Source organism: Citrobacter amalonaticus (assembly GCF_002918555.1).
Classification (GTDB): domain Bacteria; phylum Pseudomonadota; class Gammaproteobacteria; order Enterobacterales; family Enterobacteriaceae; genus Citrobacter_C; species Citrobacter_C amalonaticus_A.
On record NZ_PQMB01000002.1, the window covers coordinates 1,039,458 to 1,059,690 of the forward strand.

18 protein-coding genes are annotated in these 20,233 nt (G+C 54.3%); 9 read left to right on the plus strand and 9 right to left on the minus strand.

Features of this window, described 5'->3' with window-relative positions; translation table 11 throughout:
* Positions 1–214 precede the first annotated feature (214 nt).
* Entirely contained in the window at positions 215–1,288 is a 1,074-nt protein-coding gene (gene mnmH / locus C3432_RS10510) for a tRNA 2-selenouridine(34) synthase MnmH (protein ID WP_103776538.1), read from the plus strand.
* Here mnmH and C3432_RS10515 read toward each other — a convergent pair whose 3' ends face one another.
* The 6 genes from C3432_RS10515 to ybbA form a co-directional block, all read right to left on the minus strand.
* Positions 1,289–1,948 carry a methionine ABC transporter permease gene (locus C3432_RS10515; protein WP_103776539.1) on the minus strand — a complete coding sequence of 220 codons (660 nt, stop codon included), beginning with the start codon at positions 1,946–1,948 and terminating at the stop codon, positions 1,289–1,291.
* Complete coding sequence (sfbB, locus tag C3432_RS10520) at positions 1,941–2,957, minus strand: virulence-associated ABC transporter ATP-binding protein SfbB (RefSeq protein ID WP_103776540.1); 1,017 nt, start codon at positions 2,955–2,957, stop codon at positions 1,941–1,943. Before sfbB ends, C3432_RS10515 begins: the two co-directional genes overlap by 8 nt.
* 62 nt (positions 2,958–3,019) lie before the next feature.
* Positions 3,020–3,850: a MetQ/NlpA family ABC transporter substrate-binding protein gene (locus C3432_RS10525; protein ID WP_103776541.1), complete on the minus strand. Its 831-nt coding sequence runs from the start codon at positions 3,848–3,850 to the stop codon at positions 3,020–3,022.
* Positions 3,851–4,299: 449 nt separating this feature from the next.
* A complete protein-coding gene (locus C3432_RS10530) occupies positions 4,300–5,433 on the minus strand; it encodes a porin (protein ID WP_103776542.1) in 1,134 nt (377 codons plus the stop codon).
* A 252-nt stretch (positions 5,434–5,685) separates the two neighbouring features.
* On the minus strand, positions 5,686–8,100 hold the full coding sequence (ybbP, locus tag C3432_RS10535) for a putative ABC transporter permease subunit YbbP (RefSeq protein WP_103776543.1): 2,415 nt from the start codon (positions 8,098–8,100) through the stop codon (positions 5,686–5,688).
* Positions 8,097–8,783: a putative ABC transporter ATP-binding protein YbbA gene (gene ybbA / locus C3432_RS10540; protein ID WP_103776954.1), complete on the minus strand. Its 687-nt coding sequence runs from the start codon at positions 8,781–8,783 to the stop codon at positions 8,097–8,099. The genes ybbP and ybbA overlap by 4 nt, the downstream gene beginning before the upstream one ends.
* Between ybbA and tesA the strand changes: the two genes are divergently transcribed.
* From tesA to C3432_RS10555, 3 genes are all read left to right on the plus strand, one after another.
* Positions 8,754–9,374, plus strand: a complete 621-nt coding sequence (tesA, locus tag C3432_RS10545) for a multifunctional acyl-CoA thioesterase I/protease I/lysophospholipase L1 (protein ID WP_103776955.1) — start codon at positions 8,754–8,756, stop codon at positions 9,372–9,374. The two genes, ybbA and tesA, sit on opposite strands and share 30 nt — an antisense overlap.
* Before the next feature lie 141 nt (positions 9,375–9,515).
* On the plus strand, positions 9,516–10,286 hold the full coding sequence (locus C3432_RS10550) for an SDR family oxidoreductase (RefSeq protein WP_103776544.1): 771 nt from the start codon (positions 9,516–9,518) through the stop codon (positions 10,284–10,286).
* Positions 10,287–10,344: 58 nt separating this feature from the next.
* Positions 10,345–11,199 carry a co-chaperone YbbN gene (locus C3432_RS10555; protein ID WP_103776545.1) on the plus strand — a complete coding sequence of 285 codons (855 nt, stop codon included), beginning with the start codon at positions 10,345–10,347 and terminating at the stop codon, positions 11,197–11,199.
* A gap of 76 nt (positions 11,200–11,275) precedes the next feature.
* On the opposite strand, the gene fetB is transcribed toward C3432_RS10555, so the two are convergent.
* Positions 11,276–12,055 carry an iron efflux ABC transporter permease subunit FetB gene (fetB, locus tag C3432_RS10560; RefSeq protein ID WP_103776546.1) on the minus strand — a complete coding sequence of 260 codons (780 nt, stop codon included), beginning with the start codon at positions 12,053–12,055 and terminating at the stop codon, positions 11,276–11,278.
* Positions 12,042–12,719, minus strand: coding sequence for an iron efflux ABC transporter ATP-binding subunit FetA (gene fetA / locus C3432_RS10565; protein WP_103776547.1), 678 nt, complete (start codon positions 12,717–12,719; stop codon positions 12,042–12,044). The genes fetB and fetA overlap by 14 nt, the downstream gene beginning before the upstream one ends.
* Positions 12,720–12,864: 145 nt before the next feature.
* Here fetA and C3432_RS10570 point away from each other — a divergent pair, with 145 nt between their 5' ends.
* From C3432_RS10570 to C3432_RS10585, 4 genes are all read left to right on the plus strand, one after another.
* Complete coding sequence (locus C3432_RS10570; protein ID WP_103776548.1) at positions 12,865–13,782, plus strand: SPFH domain-containing protein; 918 nt, start codon at positions 12,865–12,867, stop codon at positions 13,780–13,782.
* Positions 13,779–14,237, plus strand: coding sequence for an NfeD family protein (locus C3432_RS10575; protein ID WP_103776549.1), 459 nt, complete (start codon positions 13,779–13,781; stop codon positions 14,235–14,237). The genes C3432_RS10570 and C3432_RS10575 overlap by 4 nt, the downstream gene beginning before the upstream one ends.
* Positions 14,238–14,431: 194 nt before the next feature.
* A complete protein-coding gene (locus C3432_RS10580) occupies positions 14,432–16,606 on the plus strand; it encodes a hypothetical protein (RefSeq protein ID WP_103776550.1) in 2,175 nt (724 codons plus the stop codon).
* Complete coding sequence (locus C3432_RS10585) at positions 16,576–17,292, plus strand: DUF3142 domain-containing protein (RefSeq protein WP_103776551.1); 717 nt, start codon at positions 16,576–16,578, stop codon at positions 17,290–17,292. The genes C3432_RS10580 and C3432_RS10585 overlap by 31 nt, the downstream gene beginning before the upstream one ends.
* Here the strand turns inward: C3432_RS10585 and cueR are convergent.
* Positions 17,289–17,699 (minus strand): Cu(I)-responsive transcriptional regulator, encoded by a 411-nt coding sequence (gene cueR, locus C3432_RS10590; protein ID WP_103776552.1) that lies wholly within the window; start codon positions 17,697–17,699, stop codon positions 17,289–17,291. The two genes, C3432_RS10585 and cueR, sit on opposite strands and share 4 nt — an antisense overlap.
* 400 nt (positions 17,700–18,099) lie before the next feature.
* Here cueR and C3432_RS10595 point away from each other — a divergent pair, with 400 nt between their 5' ends.
* Positions 18,100–20,232 (plus strand): TonB-dependent receptor, encoded by a 2,133-nt coding sequence (locus tag C3432_RS10595; protein WP_103776553.1) that lies wholly within the window; start codon positions 18,100–18,102, stop codon positions 20,230–20,232.
* Position 20,233 lies beyond the last annotated feature (1 nt).

The window sequence follows — 20,233 nt, forward strand, 5'->3', positions numbered from 1 at the left end:
CTGTATACGCTAAATAATTCGAGTTGCGGGACAAAACGCGTTGTCGTTCTGAACAGCGATTGCGCTGGCCCCGCAGGGGCGAGTAACGCGGCAACGCATCTGCAACCTGAAGTATGACGAGTATAATACCTGGGGGGAGAATCTTTCCTTCCCCCTTTCTCCCCTCAGCGCGTAAAATCCCCTCCATTGCTGTTTTTTATTTTCAGGATTCAACATGAACGATGGGACGGACTATCGCGCGATTCTGCTCACCGATACCCCTTTAATCGATGTACGTGCCCCCATTGAGTTTCAACAGGGCGCAATGCCGGGCGCAATCAACCTGCCCTTAATGAATGATGACGAACGCGTCGCCGTCGGTACCTGTTACAAACGTCAGGGCCCGGAGGCCGCGCTGGCGTTAGGTCATCGACTCGTTTCCGGCGAGCAACGCCAGCAGCGTCTGGACGCCTGGCGGGAAGCCTGTCAGCTGCGCCCGGAAGGCTATCTCTGCTGCGCGCGCGGCGGTCAACGCTCGCATATCGTCCAGCAGTGGCTGCGTGAATCGGGGATTGACTACCCGCTTATTCAGGGCGGCTATAAAGCGCTGCGCCAGGCGGCAATTCAGATCACCGAAGAGCGAGTGCAAAAGCCCATTATCTTAATTGGCGGATGCACCGGTAGCGGTAAAACGCAGCTGGTGCAGCAACAGCCAAACGGCGTGGATCTCGAAGGCCTGGCGCATCACCGTGGCTCATCATTTGGTCGCACGCTAACGCCACAGCTTTCTCAGGCGAGTTTTGAAAACCTGCTGGCGGTAGAATTGTTAAAAAAGGATGCCCCACGCTGGGTTCTTGAAGATGAAGGTCGGATGATCGGTGCCAACCACCTGCCGGAATGCTTACGTGAACAAATGGCGCAGGCGTCGATTGCGGTGGTGGAAGATCCGTTTGAACTGCGTCTGGAAAGGCTGCGTGAGGAGTACTTCACGCGTATGCATCATGATTTTACCCACGCTTACGGTGAAGAACGCGGCTGGCTGGAGTACAGCGAATACCTGCATCACGGGCTTGCCGCCATTCAGCGCCGCCTTGGTTTGCAGCGGTTTAAGGAGCTGACGGCAAAGCTTGATATTGCACTGAGGGAGCAACAGACCAGCGGCAGCACCGACAAACATATGGCGTGGCTGGTGCCGTTGTTGAACGAATATTACGATCCGATGTATCGCTACCAGCTGGAAAAGAAAGCCGCGAAAATTGTCTTTCGCGGCTCGTGGCAGGAGGTTGCTGCGTGGCTTAACGCGCAGTGATCAATGTCTGTCGCGTTTGTCGGCGCGTTTCGCCAGCCAGTCGCCTAGCATTTGCACAACCTGCACCAGCACAATCAGCGCCACCACGGTGACAATCATGACCTGGGTTTCGTAGCGGTAGTAGCCGTAGCGAATCGCCAGGTCACCCACCCCACCCCCACCGACAATCCCGGCCATCGCCGAGTAGCCAATCAAACTCACCAGCGTAATCGTCAGGCCACGCAGCAGCCCTGCGCTCGCCTCCGGCAACAGCACGGTACAGATGATTCGCATCGGGCTGGCACCAAATGCTTCTGCGGCCTCAATTATCCCTTTATCCACCTCGCGCAATGCGCTGTCCACCAGACGGGCGTAAAACGCGATTGCCGCAACGGAAAGCGGCACAGAGGCGGCAATCGGCCCGATAGTATTGCCGAGCAAAAACTGCGTGAGCGGCAACAACAGCACCAGCAAAATCACGAAGGGTACGGAGCGAATAATGTTGACCAATACCGAAGAGATAAGATAGACAAAGCGATTCTGCCAGAACAGATTCCGATCCGTGACGAAAATCAGAAAACCAAGCGGCAACCCGCCGACAATCGCCAGCACGGTAGAGATGCTCAGCATCTGGAAGGTTTCATTGAACGCCAGCGTCAAATCCGGCAATAAATCATCCACGAATCACCTCCACCTGTGCGGTACGTTGACGAATGTGCTCCACTGCGGCATCCACTGCCGAAGGGTTTTGTGGCGCAGTGAGCTGCACAACTAAAATCCCCAGGGCGCGCTCGCCGATATACTCAATCTTGCCGTGCAGAATGTTCACCGCCACGCCAAACTTCACCGCCACTTCTGAAAGCACCGGTTGTTCGGCTGAATCACCGATAAAGAGAATTTTCAGCAATTGACCAGGCAGATGCTCCCGCAGGCGCTCCGGCAGCGTCAGGTTTAACGTATGTGAAACCAGTTGCTGGGTGAAGGCGTGTTGCGGATGGGCAAAAACGTCAAACACGTCGCCTGACTCCACAACCTTGCCAGCAGACATCACCGCCACGCGATCGCAGATAGATTTAATTACGTTCATCTCATGGGTGATCAGCACGATCGTGATCCCCAGCTGTTCGTTGATCTGCTTAAGCAGGGCGAGAATCGTCGCCGATGTTTCCAGATCCAGCGCTGACGTCGGTTCATCACACAGCAGGACATCCGGATGGTTGGCGATGGCGCGGGCAATGCCGACGCGCTGCTTCTGACCACCGCTCAGCTGTACCGGAAAGCGGTTCGCCTTATCCGCAAGCCCAACCAGCGCAAGTATCTCCGCAACACGCGGCGCAATTTTGCTGCGCTCCCAGCCCGCCGCTTTCAGACTGAAGGCGACGTTTTGCGCCACGGTACGGGTATGCATCAGGTTAAAGTGCTGAAAAATCATTCCGATACGCTGACGGGCTTTGCGCAGATGACCGCCATCCAACGCAGAGATCTCCACGCCGTTGACTTTCACGCTGCCCTGGCTTGGGCGCGTCAGCGCATTCAGCGTCCGCAACAGGGTGCTTTTTCCCGCGCCGCTGGTACCGACAATGCCGAATATCTCACCTGCGGCAATATGCAGGCTGACCTCGTCCACCGCCCGGGTTGATGGCCCACGATCTGCGGCGAAATCGACGCAGACCTTTTCTATTTCAATCATGCTCACCTCAGAAATGCGAAAAGGGCAGTCGTCGCTGCCCTGTTAATTCCTTTGCGCAGCGATTATTTCTCTGCGGTCATCCATTCCGGTTTCTGGAAGGCGCTATAAATATTTTTCGGATCGTCGATCACCGCGCGATAAGCTGGCGATTTCACCGCTTCAACAATATCTTTCGCGAACGGTTTGTCAGCATCTTCAGAACGTACCGCAATAATATTCTTCAGATTTTCGTCCAGCTGTTCCTGCTTAAGCGCGCTGGAGAGATCGAGTCCCGCCGCCACGGCAAAGTTACCGTTGACCAGCGCACCGGTCACGCCATCCAGCGTACGCGGCAGCTGTGCGGCCTCCAGTGGTTTAAACACCAGCCCTTGCGGATTGCTGGCAATATCACGCTCGGACGCTTTGGTCGGGTCGATATTGTCTTTGATGGTGATAAGGTCGATCGCCTGCAGGAAACGCAGGCCGCGCGCCAGGTTCGTCGGATCGTTTGAAAGGGTAATGATGTCGCCTTTCTTCAGTTCATCCAGACTTTTAATTTTACGTGAGTAGAACCCCATTCCGGCCGTTGGCACCACAATCAGCTTGCTGAGCTTCAGATCTTTATCCGCGATAAATTTGTCAAAATAGAGTGAGTGCTGGAACAGATTGGCATCAATACTCCCGTTTGAGAGCGCCATATTTGGCTGCACGTAGTCACTGAACTCGCGGACCACGACTTTGTATCCTTTCTCTTTAAGCGTTGGGGCAATGGCCTGTTTAACCATATCTCCATACGGCCCAGGCGCAACGCCGAATACGATAGTGTGCGGATCGCTGTTCGCGTGGGCGAACTGTAGTCCGCAGGCCAGCACAAGTGCTCCAACGGCAACGCGTAAACTCTGACGCAGTCCCATAAATTCTCCATTTTAAATGTTGTGATGCAGTGCATGACACCGTACGGTGCGGCGTCGTTTTTTCAGCCTGATCAAAAGGCCGTTTCTTAACATGACACAGATCACAGCCTGCTGTCCTTGAAATTATTTCATGATGTTGCGAAGTATGTCGTTGAATGTTCGGGGAAGGCGTTTGTGCATTTTTCGGGAAGGGGTCGTCGGAAAGTAAAAAACCGGATAACCGCAGTTTACCCGGCTCTGGAAATGAGACTAACTTATAGCCCGTTACACCCGGCGCTATTGGCGCGGACAGTTTAAATATGGACAACGCAGAGAAACCGGAGCGCAGGATGATTTGCTACGCCTCCGGTTCACACCGCCGCAAGCGGCGTTCAAAGCGCTGTCGCGTTTTGTGCGGACACTGGCCAAATTCAAAACCGCACGCAAATTAGCCTTAATCGATCAGGCTCTTAGAAGTCGTAACGCAGACGCACCAGGTTCATATCGCCCAGATTGTCGGTGCTGGAGGTGAATACGTGTTCGTAATCAACACGGAAACCGTAATCCAGCTGGAAGCTGATACCCACACCGTTATCGGTACGCAGATAATCACGACCATTCACGTATTCAATACGGTCACCCATAAAGTATGGCTGGATGGATTTAACCGCATATTGGCCGATTGGGAAGGTATAACCGGCAAAGTATTCCAGACCCCACGCGTCGCCCGCAAAGTAGTCGTTCGCAGACACTTTTTTGGTGGTCATGAAGTTCTGGTACCAGCCGCCGCCCATGGAGAAGGTCCAGTTATCGGGTTTCCAGCTCAGCGCCGCACCGACGATGTTCTGATCGTAGGTTTTGCTGCCTTCGCCACGCATTTCCGCACGGGTATAGTTCCACGCCGTACCCCAGGTCAGATCGTCAGTAATACGATAATCCACCCCCAGAGAACCGCCGCCCTTACGTTTATAGCGCAGTCCATTATTCGGATTGTAGTCATCGCTGAACAAGTAAGAAGCGTAGAGATCGACATCACCCACGGTTTTCTTGTACTTCAGAGACTTACGGGTACGATAAGAACCGTCGTAGTCACCATTAATACCGTTACCTGGCGCCTGACCGATCATATCGTAGTCCCAGATATCGGTTTTCACACCCACCACATCATAATAAATGCTGTTCTGTTGACCGAAGGTCAGCGTCCCCCAGGTTGCACTTTTCAGGCCGGTGTAGAGCATACGGCGCGTGGTGTCGTTCGCTCCGTCGGCATAGTGATTATCCCAGTTGAACATCGCCGGGAAGTTCACGCCCAGCTCGTAGTAGCTGACCCAGCTAATATCATCAAACAGGTAGTAATCGGCCGCAAAGCGGAAACGGGTACCGCCATCGAAGCCATTGCGTTTATAACCATTTTTACCATCGTCGCCAGTCATATTCTGGAACTGCGGACGAATACTCCCGCCGACGGTGAAGTTAAGACGGCTCAGCGGATCGCCGGCCTGGGGATCTTGTTTCAGAACAGTGATTTCCGCATTAGATGCGAAAGACGTCAATGCCACTGCTGCGCCGATCGATGCCGCCAGCGCTGTTGTTTTTATAGTCATTATTTTTCCTTGATAGATTTTCCCTGAATAATTCATGACACTGGCAGACGAACAAGCGTAGCCGGGGCACATGAAGTATGACGGGGATAGCCTGCTAATTATTCAGCATCTAAATATTAACTTTTATTAATCCTGTCGTGTTGTTGGGTTTTTAATGATTTGTGCGGTTAAACATCAAGGGATTATCAATTAATGCGACTAAAGAAGTGCGCGCCAGTAGAAAAACTGGCGCGAAATCATCACGGAAATGAATTAATTATTGAACTGGCGGAATAACGCTTTCGCTTTTAACAGGCGTGCACCAAGCCATCCGCCGCAGAGTGAAAGCAGCAGCGCACCGCAAAACGGCAGGGTGATCCACAGCCGCCAGTCTGGCTCCCAGGGGAAATCGAACACTTTGGTTTGTAGCACTGCCAGCGCCGTCTCCGCACCGATAGCCGCCACCAGTCCGGACACCATTCCCAGCATGGCGAATTCACACCACAGGGTCGTACGCAGCAACTTTTTACCCGCGCCCAGCGTGCGCCACACCACCAGTTCCTGATGACGTTGACGCATACCGACCTGGACCTGCGCCAGCAACAGCAGCATACCGCAGGCGGTTACCAGCACCACCATCACCTCCAGGGCACGGCTAACCTGCTCCAGCACCTGCCCAACCTGTTTGAGGATCGCGCCGATATCCAGCAGGCTGACGGTCGGAAACTCACGATTGAGCTGGGTTAACATGCTGTTGCCATTCTCCCAGCGGAAGCTGGTCAACCAGCTTTGCGGCTGTCCATCCAGTGCCCCGGAAGGGAAAATAAAGAAAAAGTTCGGGCGCAGACTTTCCCAGTCCACCTTGCGCAGGCTGGTCACCTGCGCACTGAAGTCCTGCGTGTCGCCCATGAAGGTTACGCGATCGCCGATCCTGACGTTCAGCCGTTTCGCCAGCCCCTCTTCCATCGAGACTTCCCCCGCCTTTGGCGGCCAGCTACCGGCGGTGAGCGGATTGTGGCCCGGGCGCGTATCCTGCCAGGTCAGGTTCAGCTCACGATTCAACGCTTCATCCTGATTACCCCCAGTGGGTTTATCATTGATGGCCGTCAGGCGCGCCCGCACGATCGGATAAAATGCCTCCGGGATCACCTGATGCTCCGACAGGAACGCTTTCAACGGCGTGACCTGTTCAGAGGCAATGTTGATCAGAAAATAGTTCGGACTTTCCGGCGGTAGCTGTTGCTGCCAGCGATCGAGCAGATCGCCGCGTAGCACCAGCAATAGCGCCAGCAGCATAAACGAGAGCGAAAAAGCAGACAGCTGGCTCAACGTTGACCAGGGCTGACGCAGCAGACGACTCACCGCCAGGCGAAGCGGCAGCGACGTGAGCGTCAGGCTGCGCAATACGTTCAGCAACATCCAGCCCAGCACGCCGCACAGTAGCGCCAGCACCACCGTACCGGCCAGAACCGCCCACAGCAGCATACTTCCGCCCATAAGCCCCGCCAGCAGCGCCACGACCACGACAATCACCACCGGCAGGTAGAACTTCATCGGCCAGACGTTCGCCACCACATCACGACGCAACACCCGCAGCGGCTGCGTCGCCAGCAGCAGGCGATAAGGACGCAGACCGACAAGCAGAGAGATAACCGTCATGGTACCCAGCGCCCACAGCCATGGCCAAAGACTGGCTGGAGGCAATGCGGCAGGCAGTACCGGCTTTAGCAGTACCATTAGCGCCTTCTCGAACAGCAGCCCGATAGCGCCTCCGGTAATCGCAGAGAGCGCCAGCACCATCAGCCACTGACCAACAATGAGCCTGCGCAGCTGCGCCCTGCCCGCACCCAGCGTCTTCAGAATAGCAACCAGATCATAACGACTGCGGCAGTAGTGCCCCATCGCCACCGCCACGGCAGCCACCGCCAGCAGCAGCGTTAACAGCGCCGAAAGCAGGAGAAATTGTTGTGAACGCTCAAGGGATTTTCCCAGCGCCCCTTCATCCTGCTCCAGACCGTACCAGCGATGTTCCGGCTTCAGCTGCGGTAGCAGCCATTTCTCATAACCCTCCAGCTGTTGCGGCGTGCCGCCAAACTTATAGCGCCAGGTGACGCGACTGCCCGGCTGTACGGCACCGGTTTTCGCCACATCCGCGATATTCATCATCAGACGCGGCGCCATCTGGAACGGGTTAAAGCCAGAGTCCGGCTCCTGTACCACCTCTCCGGCAATATGCAGCGTCGCGTCGCCAACGTCGATGGAATCGCCTGTTTTGAGATTAAGCAATGCCATCAGACGCGGGGCCAGCAGTACGCTTCCCGGCACAGGCTTTAGCCCCGGCGGACTGGTCTGTAATTCACCATACATCGGATAAACAGCATCCACTGCTTTGACGTTTGCCAGCTGCGGCGTATCCCCCGCAAAGGTCATCGTGGCAAACGTCAGCTGTTCACCCACGTTTAATCCCCTTTTGCGGGCTTCTTCAATCCAGGCTTTCGGCACTTCGCGTGAGCTTTGCAGCGCCCGGTCTCCCGCCATAAATTCGCGGCTTTGTTGACTCAGCCCCTTTTCCATACGATCGCTGATATTGCCCAACGCCAGCACGCAGGCCACTGCCAGACTTAGCGCCAGCCAGACAATCAGTAATGAAGGTGAGCGCCATTCGCGCCAGAACCAGCGAGCAATCATGCTTCCTCCTGCAACAGCCCGTTCACCAGCCGCAAACGCCTGTCACAGCGCGCGGCCAGCTGCGGGTCATGTGTCACCAGGATTAGCGTGGTGCCATGCTCGCGATTAAGGGAGAACAGCAAATCAGCAATTTTATCGCCAGTCTGCCGATCGAGATTGCCCGTCGGCTCATCGGCAAACAGCACATCCGGCTGTCCGTTAAAGGCCCGAGCCAGCGCCACGCGCTGCTGCTCGCCGCCGGAAAGCTGCGCCGGAAGGTGATCAAGACGTTTCCCCAGCCCCAGCTGTTCCAGCAGGGCTTTCGCGCCGTCCCGACTATGGCTGCCGTTTTCTCCACGCAACAGCGCAGGGAGTTCAACGTTTTCCAGCGCGTTAAGCGTTGGAATCAACATAAAGGACTGGAAGACAAAACCCACGTGCCGCGCCCGCAGCTGCGCGCGCGCCTCTTCATCCATGCTGTGTAGCGGTTGCCCCACCAGGTTCACCTCGCCGCTGGAGCCGTCATCCAGTCCAGCGAGGATAGCCAGCAGCGTAGATTTTCCCGAACCCGATTCACCAATCAGCGCAATGGTCTCGGCGCGTTTGACAACCAGTTCAACTCCGGTAAGGATGGAGAGCTCATGCTCACCCTGACCGACGGACTTCTTAAGATGATGAACTTCAACAATGTTTTCCGCTGGCATTTGCCTTTCCTGTTTCTGATTCTGTTAACCTTCCGCGTCGCCGCGGCGGACACGTTATTAATTCTGGGTGACAGCCTGAGTGCCGGATATCGTATGTCCGCCAGTGCCGCCTGGCCTGCGCTGCTCAACGATAAGTGGCAGAGCAAAACACAGGTGGTCAATGCCAGCATCAGCGGCGACACGTCGCAACAAGGGCTGGCGCGTCTTCCTGCGCTGCTGGAACAGCATCAGCCACGCTGGGTACTGGTCGAACTGGGCGGCAACGATGGCCTGCGCGGTTTTCAACCTCAGCAGGTTGAGCAGACGCTGCGCAAAGTGCTACAGGATGTGCAAGCCGCCAATGCCCAGCCGCTGCTGATGCAAATTCGTCTGCCCGCGAACTACGGTCGCCGTTATAATGAAACCTTTAGCGCTATTTATCCAAAGCTTGCCAAAGAGTTTGATATTCCTCTGTTACCCTTTTTTATGGAAGAGGTCTATCTGAAACCGCAATGGATGCAGGATGACGGAATTCATCCGAATCGCGATGCTCAATCGTTTATTGCCGACTGGATGGCGAAGCGATTGACCCCTTTTCTATATCCTGAATAATTCGAGTTGCAGGAAGGCGGCTGGCAGGGACGAGGCCCAGGGATGGACCGGGTAACAAAGCCAACGCACAGGCAACCTGAAGTATGACGGGTATAGTTAACCACGACTCTTAAATCAACGGAGATCCTGACAGGTAAAGTTATGCAAAAATCGGTCTTAATAACAGGATGTTCCAGCGGAATCGGCCTGGAAAGCGCCCTTGAACTAAAACGACAGGGTTTTCAAATTCTGGCGGGCTGCCGTAAACCCGAGGATGTTGCCCGCATGAACAGCATGGGCTTCACTGGCGTATTGATCGATCTGGATTCACCGGAAAGCGTGGATCGCGCCGCCGATGAAGTGATCGCCCTGACCGACAATTGTTTATATGGGATCTTTAACAACGCCGGGTACGGCGTCTATGGCCCGCTGTCCACCATCAGCCGCGAGCAGATGGAACAACAGTTTTCCGCCAACTTCTTTGGGGCACATCAGCTCACCCTGCGCCTGCTGCCGGCCATGCTGCCGCACGGAGAAGGACGCATTGTCATGACCTCGTCAGTCATGGGGCTGATATCCACCCCTGGACGTGGCGCCTACGCCGCCAGTAAATATGCACTGGAAGCCTGGTCAGATGCGCTACGTATGGAACTGCGCCACAGCGGCATAAAAGTTAGCCTGATTGAACCCGGCCCTGTCCGCACTCGCTTTACAGAAAACGTCAGTCAGACGCAAAGCGATAAGCCGGTCGAAAACCCCGGCATCGCCGCCCGCTTTACGCTGGGTCCGGAGGCGGTGGTGGCGAAAGTTCGCCATGCGTTTGAGAGCGACGCACCGAAGCTGCGTTATCCGGTTACGATGGTAACCTGGGCTGTCATGCTGCTTAAGCGCCTGCTGCCGGGACGCATAATGGACAAAATTTTACAGGGGTGAGTTGAAGCACGCGCGTCAGCCCCCATGTACAAAGAAATCGACAAAAGAGAGTCACTCCATGTCCACACAGAATATTGTTAACATTAACGAATCCAATTTGCAGCAGACGCTTGAACAGTCAGTGACCACTCCGGTCCTGTTCTACTTCTGGTCTGAGCGCAGCCAGCACTGCCTGCAACTCACGCCGGTGCTGGAGAGTCTTGCCGCACAGTACAACGGCCAGTTTATTCTGGCGAAACTGGACTGCGATGCAGAACAGATGATCGCTTCCCAGTTTGGCCTTCGCGCCATCCCGACGGTATACCTGTTCCAGAACGGTCAGCCGGTTGACGGCTTCCAGGGTCCGCAGCCGGAAGAGGCCATTCGCGCCCTGCTCGACAAAGTGTTGCCGCGTGAAGAGGAGCTAAAAGCCCAGCAGGCAATGCAGTTCATGCAGGAAGGAAACTATACTGATGCTCTGCCGCTGCTCAAAGACGCCTGGCAGCTCTCTAATCAGGATGGCGAAATTGGCCTGTTGCTGGCAGAAACCCAGATTGCGCTCAACCGCTCTGAAGATGCCGACGCGGTATTAAAAACCATTCCATTGCAGGATCAGGACACCCGCTATCAGGGGCTGGTCGCACAAATTGAACTGCTGAAACAGGCGGCGGATACCCCGGAAATTCAACAGTTGCAACAGCAGGTCGCCGACAATCCTCAGGATGCCGCGCTGGCCGCCCAGCTTTCTTTACAGCTGCATCAGGTTGGTCGCAACGAAGAAGCGCTGGAATTGCTGTTCAGCCATCTGAAGAAAGACCTCGGTGCGGCTGACGGCCAGGCGCGGAAAACTTTCCAGGAAATTCTCGCCGCGCTGGGTACCGGCGACGCGCTGGCCTCGAAGTATCGCCGCCAGCTTTACGCGCTGCTGTACTAATCTGTTTTGCCCGGCAGCGATTTCGCTTACCGGGCTTTCCGGACAGGATAAGGCGTCAGCCGCTCCCGGCATGACATCACGATTTCTTTAAATGCGTCACCACCAGCTGGTGGCGCGAATTATAGAACTTCCGATAGGTTAAATAGCAGGCAATGATGGTCGACAGGCTTGCCGTTGAGAGCAGCATAAAAGTGACCATAATCTGATACTTAATCGCTTTTACCGGATCAATACCGGCAAAAATCAGCCCGGACATCATTCCCGGTAAACTCACCAGCCCCACCGTTTTCGCCGAATCGATTGTCGGAATCAGCGATGCGCGAATGCTGTCGCGAATCAGCCCGGCGGAGGCCATTTTTGGCGTTGCTCCCAGACTGAGTTTCTCCTGAATTTGCTGCTGTTCGCTGTTAAAACGCTGGCCGAGATTGTTGTAACACAACCCAACCGCGACCATTGCATTTCCCGCAATCATCCCGGAAATCGGGATCACCTGCATGGGGGTAAACTCAATCGATCCCGACAGCACCAGCACCGCCAGGGTTAAACCCGCCCCTGAGGTAATGGCGATAAACGAAGAGAAAAACGCCTTGTCGATATATTTGCTGCGCTTCTGCGCGTTATACGCGGCGTTAAAACAGATAAACAGCACCATCAACAGGGTAAGAATTGCGTGGTTAACGCCGAAAATGTATTTCAATACATAACCGACAATAATAAGTTGAATAACCGCCCGGCAGACGCTCCACAGAATATCTTTTTCCAGCGCCAGTTTCTCTTTATGGCTAATGAGAATAGCCACTACCACCAGCATCATCGCTAATGCCAGTGATTCGTTAGTCATATTATGCTCGTTCATAGCGGGCTTCCTGCATCTCTCCGGCATGGGGTTGTAGCGTTATGACATTATCCGCATGATTAATTTCATCCTTGTCGTGGGTTACCCACAGCACGGCAATATTTTTATCGTGAATATAGTGATGAATAATCTCATTAACATTATCCTTATTACTTTCATCCAACGCGCTGGTAATTTCGTCAAGCAGCAATACCTTCGGCAAAAACTGTAAATTACGGATTAAAGAGATTCGCTGTTTTTCACCACCAGAGAGCGCATTGATACTTTTCTCCAGGATCCCTTCTGGCAGTTCAAAGCGGGCAAGGTCTTTGAGAAATGACTCAGGCTCGGGGCGCTTACCGCGGATCTGCCAGGGAAAGATCAGGTTATCGTAGACGGTCTCGCCAAACAGCGCTGGCGTCTGGGCGCAGTAGGAAACCTGCTGGCGCCAGGTTTCCGGCTTAAATGTTGAGATATCCTCACCCTCAAAAAGAATCTCTCCCTCGCAGGGGCTAATCAGTGACGCCACAATCTTCAGTAACGTACTTTTGCCACAGCCGGAAGGCCCCGTGATCAACTTAAATTCCCCTGCCCGTAGGGTAAAGCTGATGTTATTGAGAATTTTCGTCGCCCCAGCCTGGTATCCTACGTTTTTAAGCTGAAGCAAAATGCGGCTTTCGTTCATCGTGCGTCCATTTTCCTACTTTTATCAGCAAATAGTGTACCCCTCTAATGAATAAGAGAGGAACTCCCTTTGATTAATCGGTTATAATTTAATTAATCGATCGTCGATTATTGTTTACAAGGACATTTCTACAGGAGTTTTATCGATGTTAATTTTTATCCCTATTCTGATTTTTGTTGCACTGGTCGTGGTCGGCGCTGGCGTTAAAATCGTCCCCCAGGGGTACCAGTGGACCGTAGAACGCTTCGGGCGCTACACCAACACCCTGCAACCCGGCCTCAGCCTGGTTGTACCGTTCATGGATCGTATTGGTCGTAAGATCAATATGATGGAACAGGTACTCGATATTCCATCGCAGGAAGTGATCTCGAAAGACAACGCCAACGTGTCGATCGATGCGGTCTGCTTTATCCAGGTAATTGACGCGCCGAAGGCGGCGTATGAAGTCAGCAACCTGGAGCTGGCGATCATTAACCTGACGATGACCAACATCCGTACCGTTCTGGGATCAATGGAACTCGACGAAATGCTATCGCAGCGTGACAACATCAATACTCGCCTGCTGCATATCGTCGATGACGCCACCAATCCGTGGGGCATCAAAATAACCCGTATTGAAATTCGCGATGTTCGTCCACCGGCTGAACTCATTGACGCCATGAACGCCCAGATGAAAGCAGAGCGAACCAAGCGTGCCTATATCCTTGAAGCCGAAGGGATTCGACAGGCTGACATCGTAAAAGCCGAAGGGGAAAAACAGTCGAAAATCCTGAAAGCGGAAGGTGAACGTCAGTCCGCGTTCCTGCAGGCTGAAGCTCGCGAGCGTTCCGCTGAAGCGGAAGCCCAGGCCACCAAAATGGTGTCAGAAGCGATTGCCGCGGGTGATATTCAGGCAGTCAACTACTTCGTCGCCCAGAAATATACCGAAGCGTTGCAGCAAATCGGTTCGGCCAACAACAGCAAAGTGGTGTTGATGCCGCTGGATGCCAGCAGCCTGATGGGCTCCATTGCCGGGATCTCCGAACTGATTAAGGACAGCGCCAGCGAACGGAAAAAATTATGATCGAGATGATTCTTCAGCATCCGCATATTTTCTGGCTGAGTCTCGGTGGTCTGCTACTGGCAGCCGAGATGCTGGGAGGTAACGGTTACCTGCTGTGGAGCGGCGTGGCGGCGGTCATAACCGGCCTGGTGGTCTGGTTGTTGCCGTTTGGCTGGGAGTGGCAGGGCGTGATGTTCGCCGTATTAACCCTGCTGGCTGCCTGGCTGTGGTGGAAATGGCTGGCAAAACGCGTCAGGGAACAAAAGCCTGCCGACAGCCATCTGAACCAGCGCGGACAACAGCTGATCGGCCGTCGGTTTGTACTGGACACCACGCTGGTTAACGGGCGTGGACACATGCGTGTTGGCGACAGCGCGTGGCCCGTCAACGCCAGCGACGATCTGAGCGCTGGAACCCAGGTTGAAGTGGTTGCCGTTGATGGTATTACCCTCTATATAAGAGCCGTAACCCGATAAAAACAGTAAAATGCCGCCTTTACAGAAGGCGGCATTGATTTCGCCCCTGAGGGGCGTGCTAAAAACTTAAAAAGAGCCCTCTGCCCGTCCTGTAAGATTTAAATCCAAAGATGATAAGGCAGAGCCAACGCCTGCGGATAACCACGCCCACAGGGGGTGGTTATCCTTTAACAATCAACAGGAATGAAAACAGTATGGTCAGGAAGACACCCCTTGCATTCACCTTGTGCACCCTGCTGGCGGGGGCGCCTCAAGTATTCGCCTCTTTCGATATGGAAAATTGCCAGTGGGCTTACAATTACTGTCTGCTTAAAGGCGACCCGGTGCTGACGCCCGACAACGATTCGCGCGACAACCTGCTGCGTCTGCTGAGCGAGGCAAAATCCTTCCCCCTGCCAGTACAGGCCATGCCTGCCGACATCACCCGTTCCCGCGAGTTTTATTTTGCTTATCACCCGCAGTGGGATGAGGTATCACCACCGCCAGCCGCCGCTACCCGGGCGCAAAGCGAAGATGATACGCTCGCCCGGCAGATGGCCGTCCTGAACCTCGATCCGACGCAATTTACGCAATCCGATGCCGCTGAGCACTCAGGTACATCTGATTACGAAATGGAAAATCGGTTTGTCAGCTACACGCTCGACGCCGTCAGCCAGTTTAACGCCGCCCTGCTCGCCGATACCTCACTGACTCCGGATCAGCGCCACACGCTGGCGCTGGCGCGCATGAAACTGTTTTATGGGACCGGGATAAAAGCGCTGACGGAAACCCTGAGCGCCTTTCCCGCGGACTCAAACGCCATTTTGTTTAGCAGCTATATTTCCGGGGTCGCCCATTTCTATAGCGGTGATTACGATGCCGCAACGCAGGATTTCACGCTGTTACTGGAGAGTAAGCAGCCCTGGCTGACAGAAACCGCGCAATATATGCTGATGCGCACGGCGTTGAACAAAAGCAGTCAGAACAGCGTCGGGCAGTACGGCGATTTTGATATCGCGCGGATAGATCGTGAAGAGGCCCAACTTGCGCAAAAAGAGGCGCAAACGTATCTGCAGCGCTGGCCGGAGGGGCTGTATGCCGACTCCGCGCGCGGGATGCTGCGCCGTATCAACTGGTATCTACAGGCGTGGCCACCGTTGGCAGGACTGTACGAGCAGGCTTTCCGGCAAACCATTGATGCGCCGCAGCTGCGCAGTCTGGTAAGCGAATACGATAATGCCCTCGGTATGCAATTCCTGGAAGGACCCACGCTGGACGCCTTCCCCGACGCGCCGCTGGTAAGCTATATCGAACTACTGCGCGCGCTTCGCTTAAATCGCGATAACAAACCAACGTTAACCCAGGACCGGCTCGACGCCAGCAAACCGGTTTTTGAAAAGAACGGAAAACTGCCGCTGTGGCGCAATCTACAGTTGAATCTGTGGCTTGCGACGGACAACGATGCCGCCGTACTCCAGGCGGTTACACCAGCGCAAACGCTCCCCGCTCACGATATCCTCGCCTTCAGCGAACAGGTGCTGTACGGCGAAGCGCTGATGGGACAAAAACAGTGGCCCGCTGCACGTCATTTCTGGCAACAGCTCCTGAAGCTCAGTCAGGACCACGAACAGCAGCAGTATATACAGGCAAAACTGGCGGCAACGCTGGTTTACAGCGGCGACATTGCGGCAATCTTCGCCCCGGACAGCCCGGTGACTAACCTGCGTTTACGCTCCCGGGTGCTGAAAACCCAGGCCTCCCCTGAGCTGTTACGTCAGCAGGCCTCGCAGGGGCCTGGTAATGAAGAGCGCACTATCGCCCTGCATACCCTGCTTGTTCGGGATTTAACAGAAAACCGCTTTGCCGACTGGCTGAGAGATAAAGCACTTGTCAGCGCCATCACTCAACCGGTCATTAGCGAGGCCTTTGACGATGTCAATGTGAGCATCTTTGAATGGAACGGCGATAATGCACAGGCGGGTTACGTTTGCCGCAGCCTGGATGAGACGGTCACCGTGTTGAGTAAAAATGCCAACGACGCTCACGCCCTCAACTGCCTGGGCGAGTTCTTCCGCGCCACACAGACACATGTCGATTTGTGGAAAGATGGTACAGGCAACGGTGTGCTGGAGGCCGCCATCGACCGCAAACATCCCTGGGGCCAGTATGACCGCCAGAGTTACTACCAGCAGATCATCACGTCGCCGCAAGCGGAGCCCGAAGATAAAAGCTATGCGCTCTATCGGGCGGTCATGTGCTATGCCCCGTCCGGCATGAACGAGTGTGGTGGGGAAGAGGTGGACAAACTGCAGCGTAAAGGCTGGTTCACACAGTTGAAAACGCAGTATCCGGGAAGCCCGTGGGCAAAAAAACTCAAATATTACTGGTAATTGTACTACTCACCGGACAAGCGCAAGCGGCGGGAACCGTTGATGCTCGCCAGCACCCTGCGTTCTGGCTGTGGTCTGGGGTAAAGGCCGGCGACGAGTTGCAAAACGCGCAAATGGTCTACCTGCATCAGGGCGAAGTGCTGACACGCCAGGGCGAAGCGTTTTTTCAGCGCCTCGGCCTGCCGGTGAGTCGGCTGACATTTCCGTCAATCTGGATCACCGTCCGCTTTACCACGCTCGACGTGCCGGAAGCGATACCTGTGCGGATCGTGCGCCTGATGCAGCGCTGGCAGGCGGCGGGAAATAAGGTGGTAGGTTTGCAGGTCGATTTTGATGCGGCAACCCATCAACTGGCCGACTATGCCCGGTTTCTGCAACAGCTACGCCAACAGCTACCGCCAGAGTTTGCGCTGGGGGTGACCGGTTTACTGGACTGGGCAAAAACCGGCGATGTCGCGACGCTTAATGCGCTTCCCGTCGATGAACTGGTCGTGCAGAGCTATCAGGGGCGCAGCACGGTGGCAAATTATCAGGATTATCTGCCCGCCCTCACCCGGCTGCGCATTCCGTTTAAACTCGGGCTGGTGCAAAAAGGTCGGCGGGACAGGCTGGCCGAAGCGCAGCTGGAGCAATCGCCCTGGTATCGCGGTACGGTGGTGTTTATGCTTAAACAACCGCAGCGCTAAGCTTTTGCTTTGTGGTGACAGCAGCCGGAGAGATTATCGATAATCGGACATTCGGCGCTGTCATCGCCTGGACACGAATCCGCCAGGGCCAGGAGTTGTCCCCGCATCGACTGCAATTCATTGATATGGCGCTCAATCTCCGCCACCTTCTCCAGAGTACGCTTTTTCACATCCGCACTATGTCGTGCAGGATCGTTAAACAGATTGACCAGCTCACCGCACTCCTCCAGATTAAACCCGACCTGGCGTGCCTGACGCAGCAGCGTCAGCTCGTTCAGGTGCTGCTGGCTGTAGGTACGGTAGCCGTTCTCCCCACGCAGCGGTGGTGTAAGCAACCCCTTTTCCTCATAAAAGCGAATCGCTTTGCTGGTTAGGCCAGTTTTTTTCGCAACGAAGCTGATATTCACAGATCCTCCGCAGGTTGTGCTGTTACAGAATCTCATTATATACCCTAAATAATTCGAGTTGCAGGCAGGCGTTGACGCAGCGACGGACTGTAAGGGTGAATCTCATGGATGAGACGAATAACAAAAGCCAACGCGCCTGCCACGTGAAATATGACGGGTATAACCCCCTCCTCCTGACGCCACACGATCCAGAATATCTGCCGTCATAACGCCAGTAACCCTTTCTCATTTCATGGGTTATGCACAATCTCTTTCACACATAGCCCTGAACGCCATGACGAATTGATGTAGATCAAAAGATGCATTATTTCTACATCTTTCAGATTGAATTTATGGCTATCGCCTCTATATAAATACGAATGATAATGATCATCATTTACATACTCATAAGGATTCTCATATGCTGCCACGGATCAACAACAGGCCATTTTTTCTTTCAGCCCTGACATTATGTGTTTCGGGCGCTGTTTCTGCAGCCAGTACCACAGCACAATCTAAACCCTCCAATGACGATACGTTAATCGTTACCGCTAACCGGACAGAAAGTCGTCTCCGGGAAAGTCCGGCAACAATTCAGGTGATTGATCGTCAGACCTTACAAAACTCGACCAGCGTTTCCATTGCCGACGATCTGCAAGATATTCCTGGCGTTGAGGTCACCGACAACTCGCTGGCAGGCCGTAAACAAATTCGTATTCGCGGTGAAGCCGCTTCACGCGTGCTGATTTTGATTGACGGCCAGGTTGTCAGCTATCAGCGCGCGGGTCAGAACTATGGCGCAGGTTTGCTGATCGATGAGTCTTCCCTGGAACGTATCGAGGTCGTAAAGGGTCCCTACTCGGTTCTCTACGGCTCGCAGGCAATTGGCGGCGTGGTGAACTTCATTACCAAAAAAGGCGGAGATAAACCGCTCGGAGGCAGCATCAAAGCTGTCTATAACTCAGCCACTGCCGGGTGGGAGGAGTCAGCCGCCGCCTGGGGCAGCATCGGCAACTTTGACTATCGCATCAACGGCAGCTACTCCGATCAGGGCGATCGTGACACCCCGGATGGCAGGTTACCTGGCACCCACTTCCGCAATAACGGTCAGGGAGCCTGGCTGGGTTACAACTTCGATCGCCATAAGCTGGGCCTGTCACTCGATCGTTACAAGACTTCCACGCAAACCTGGCTCAGCGATGCGGAAAACCAGTATGACGAATTCAGCGTCCGGATTCCGAAACTGGAGCGCGAAAAAGTCGGCATTTTCTATGACTATGATGCCGGAGGGGATTACCTGAAAAAAATCCACCTCGATGCTTACAGCCAGACCATTGAACGTAAATTTGAAAACCGGGTTAAAACCACTCAGGCTATCCCCAGCCCGATGATCCGGGCGCTGACAATCAGCAATCAGACCCATACCAATGATAAACAGTATACCCAGGGGGTGACGCTACAGAGCAATTTCTCACTTCCGGCGAATAACGAGCTGGTTATCGGAACTCAGTACCAGCACGATAAAGTAAAGCAGGATACCAACAGCAGCACACGTCAGACAGCAGCTACTGGCTTCTTTGACACCCTAACCCGTACCCTGTCACATATTGAAGCTGAACAGAGTAATGCCTCCCTGTTTGTACAAAACGACTGGCATTTCGCTGATGACTGGACGTGGACCGTTGGCGCACGCCAGTACTGGCTCTCTTCCAGACTGAACCGCAGCGACAGCCTGAGCGGTACGGCCTGGCGGTCATCCGGAAGAAAATCAGCGCATGATGACGAATTAGTCACCTCCACCAGCCTGCGCTACGCCGGTTTCAAAGATATTGAACTGCGCGCCGCCTATGCTCAGGGATACGTCTTTCCGACGTTGACCCAGCTATTTATGCAGACCTCTGCGGGCGGCAGCGTCAGCTACGGCAACCCGAACCTGAAGGCGGAGCACTCCAACAACTATGAGCTGGGTGCCCGTTATAAAGGCAATATGTGGTTGATTGACGGCGCGATTTACTACTCCGAGGCCAAAGATTATATCGCCAGCCTGACCTGTGCCGGGCAAACCATTTGCCAGGGTAAAAGCACCTCTTCCCGGGGCGGATATTATTACTATGACAACATTGACCAGGCTAAAACCTGGGGGATGGAACTCACCGCAGAGTACAACGGCTGGGCCATCTCTCCTTATTTGAGCGGTAACCTTATTCGCCGCCAGTACGAAGGCGACACCATCAAAACCTGGGACACTGGCGAGCCTACGCTGACAGGAAGAGCCGGTCTGAAACATACGCTGTTGCTCCATAGCGCCAATGTTACCTCGGATCTCTTTGTCCGCGCCGCCTCCAGCGCCAAAAATAAAACGGGCAGCAAGGAAATTAACTATCCGGGTTGGGCGACCCTTAACCTGGCATTCAATACCGAATTTGGCCCGCAGGATCAGTATCAGGTCAACCTTGCGCTGAACAACCTGACCAATAAACGTTACCAGACTACACATGAATCAATTCCTGCGGCAGGCTTCAACGCAGCAGTAGGTTTTGCATGGAATTTCTGAA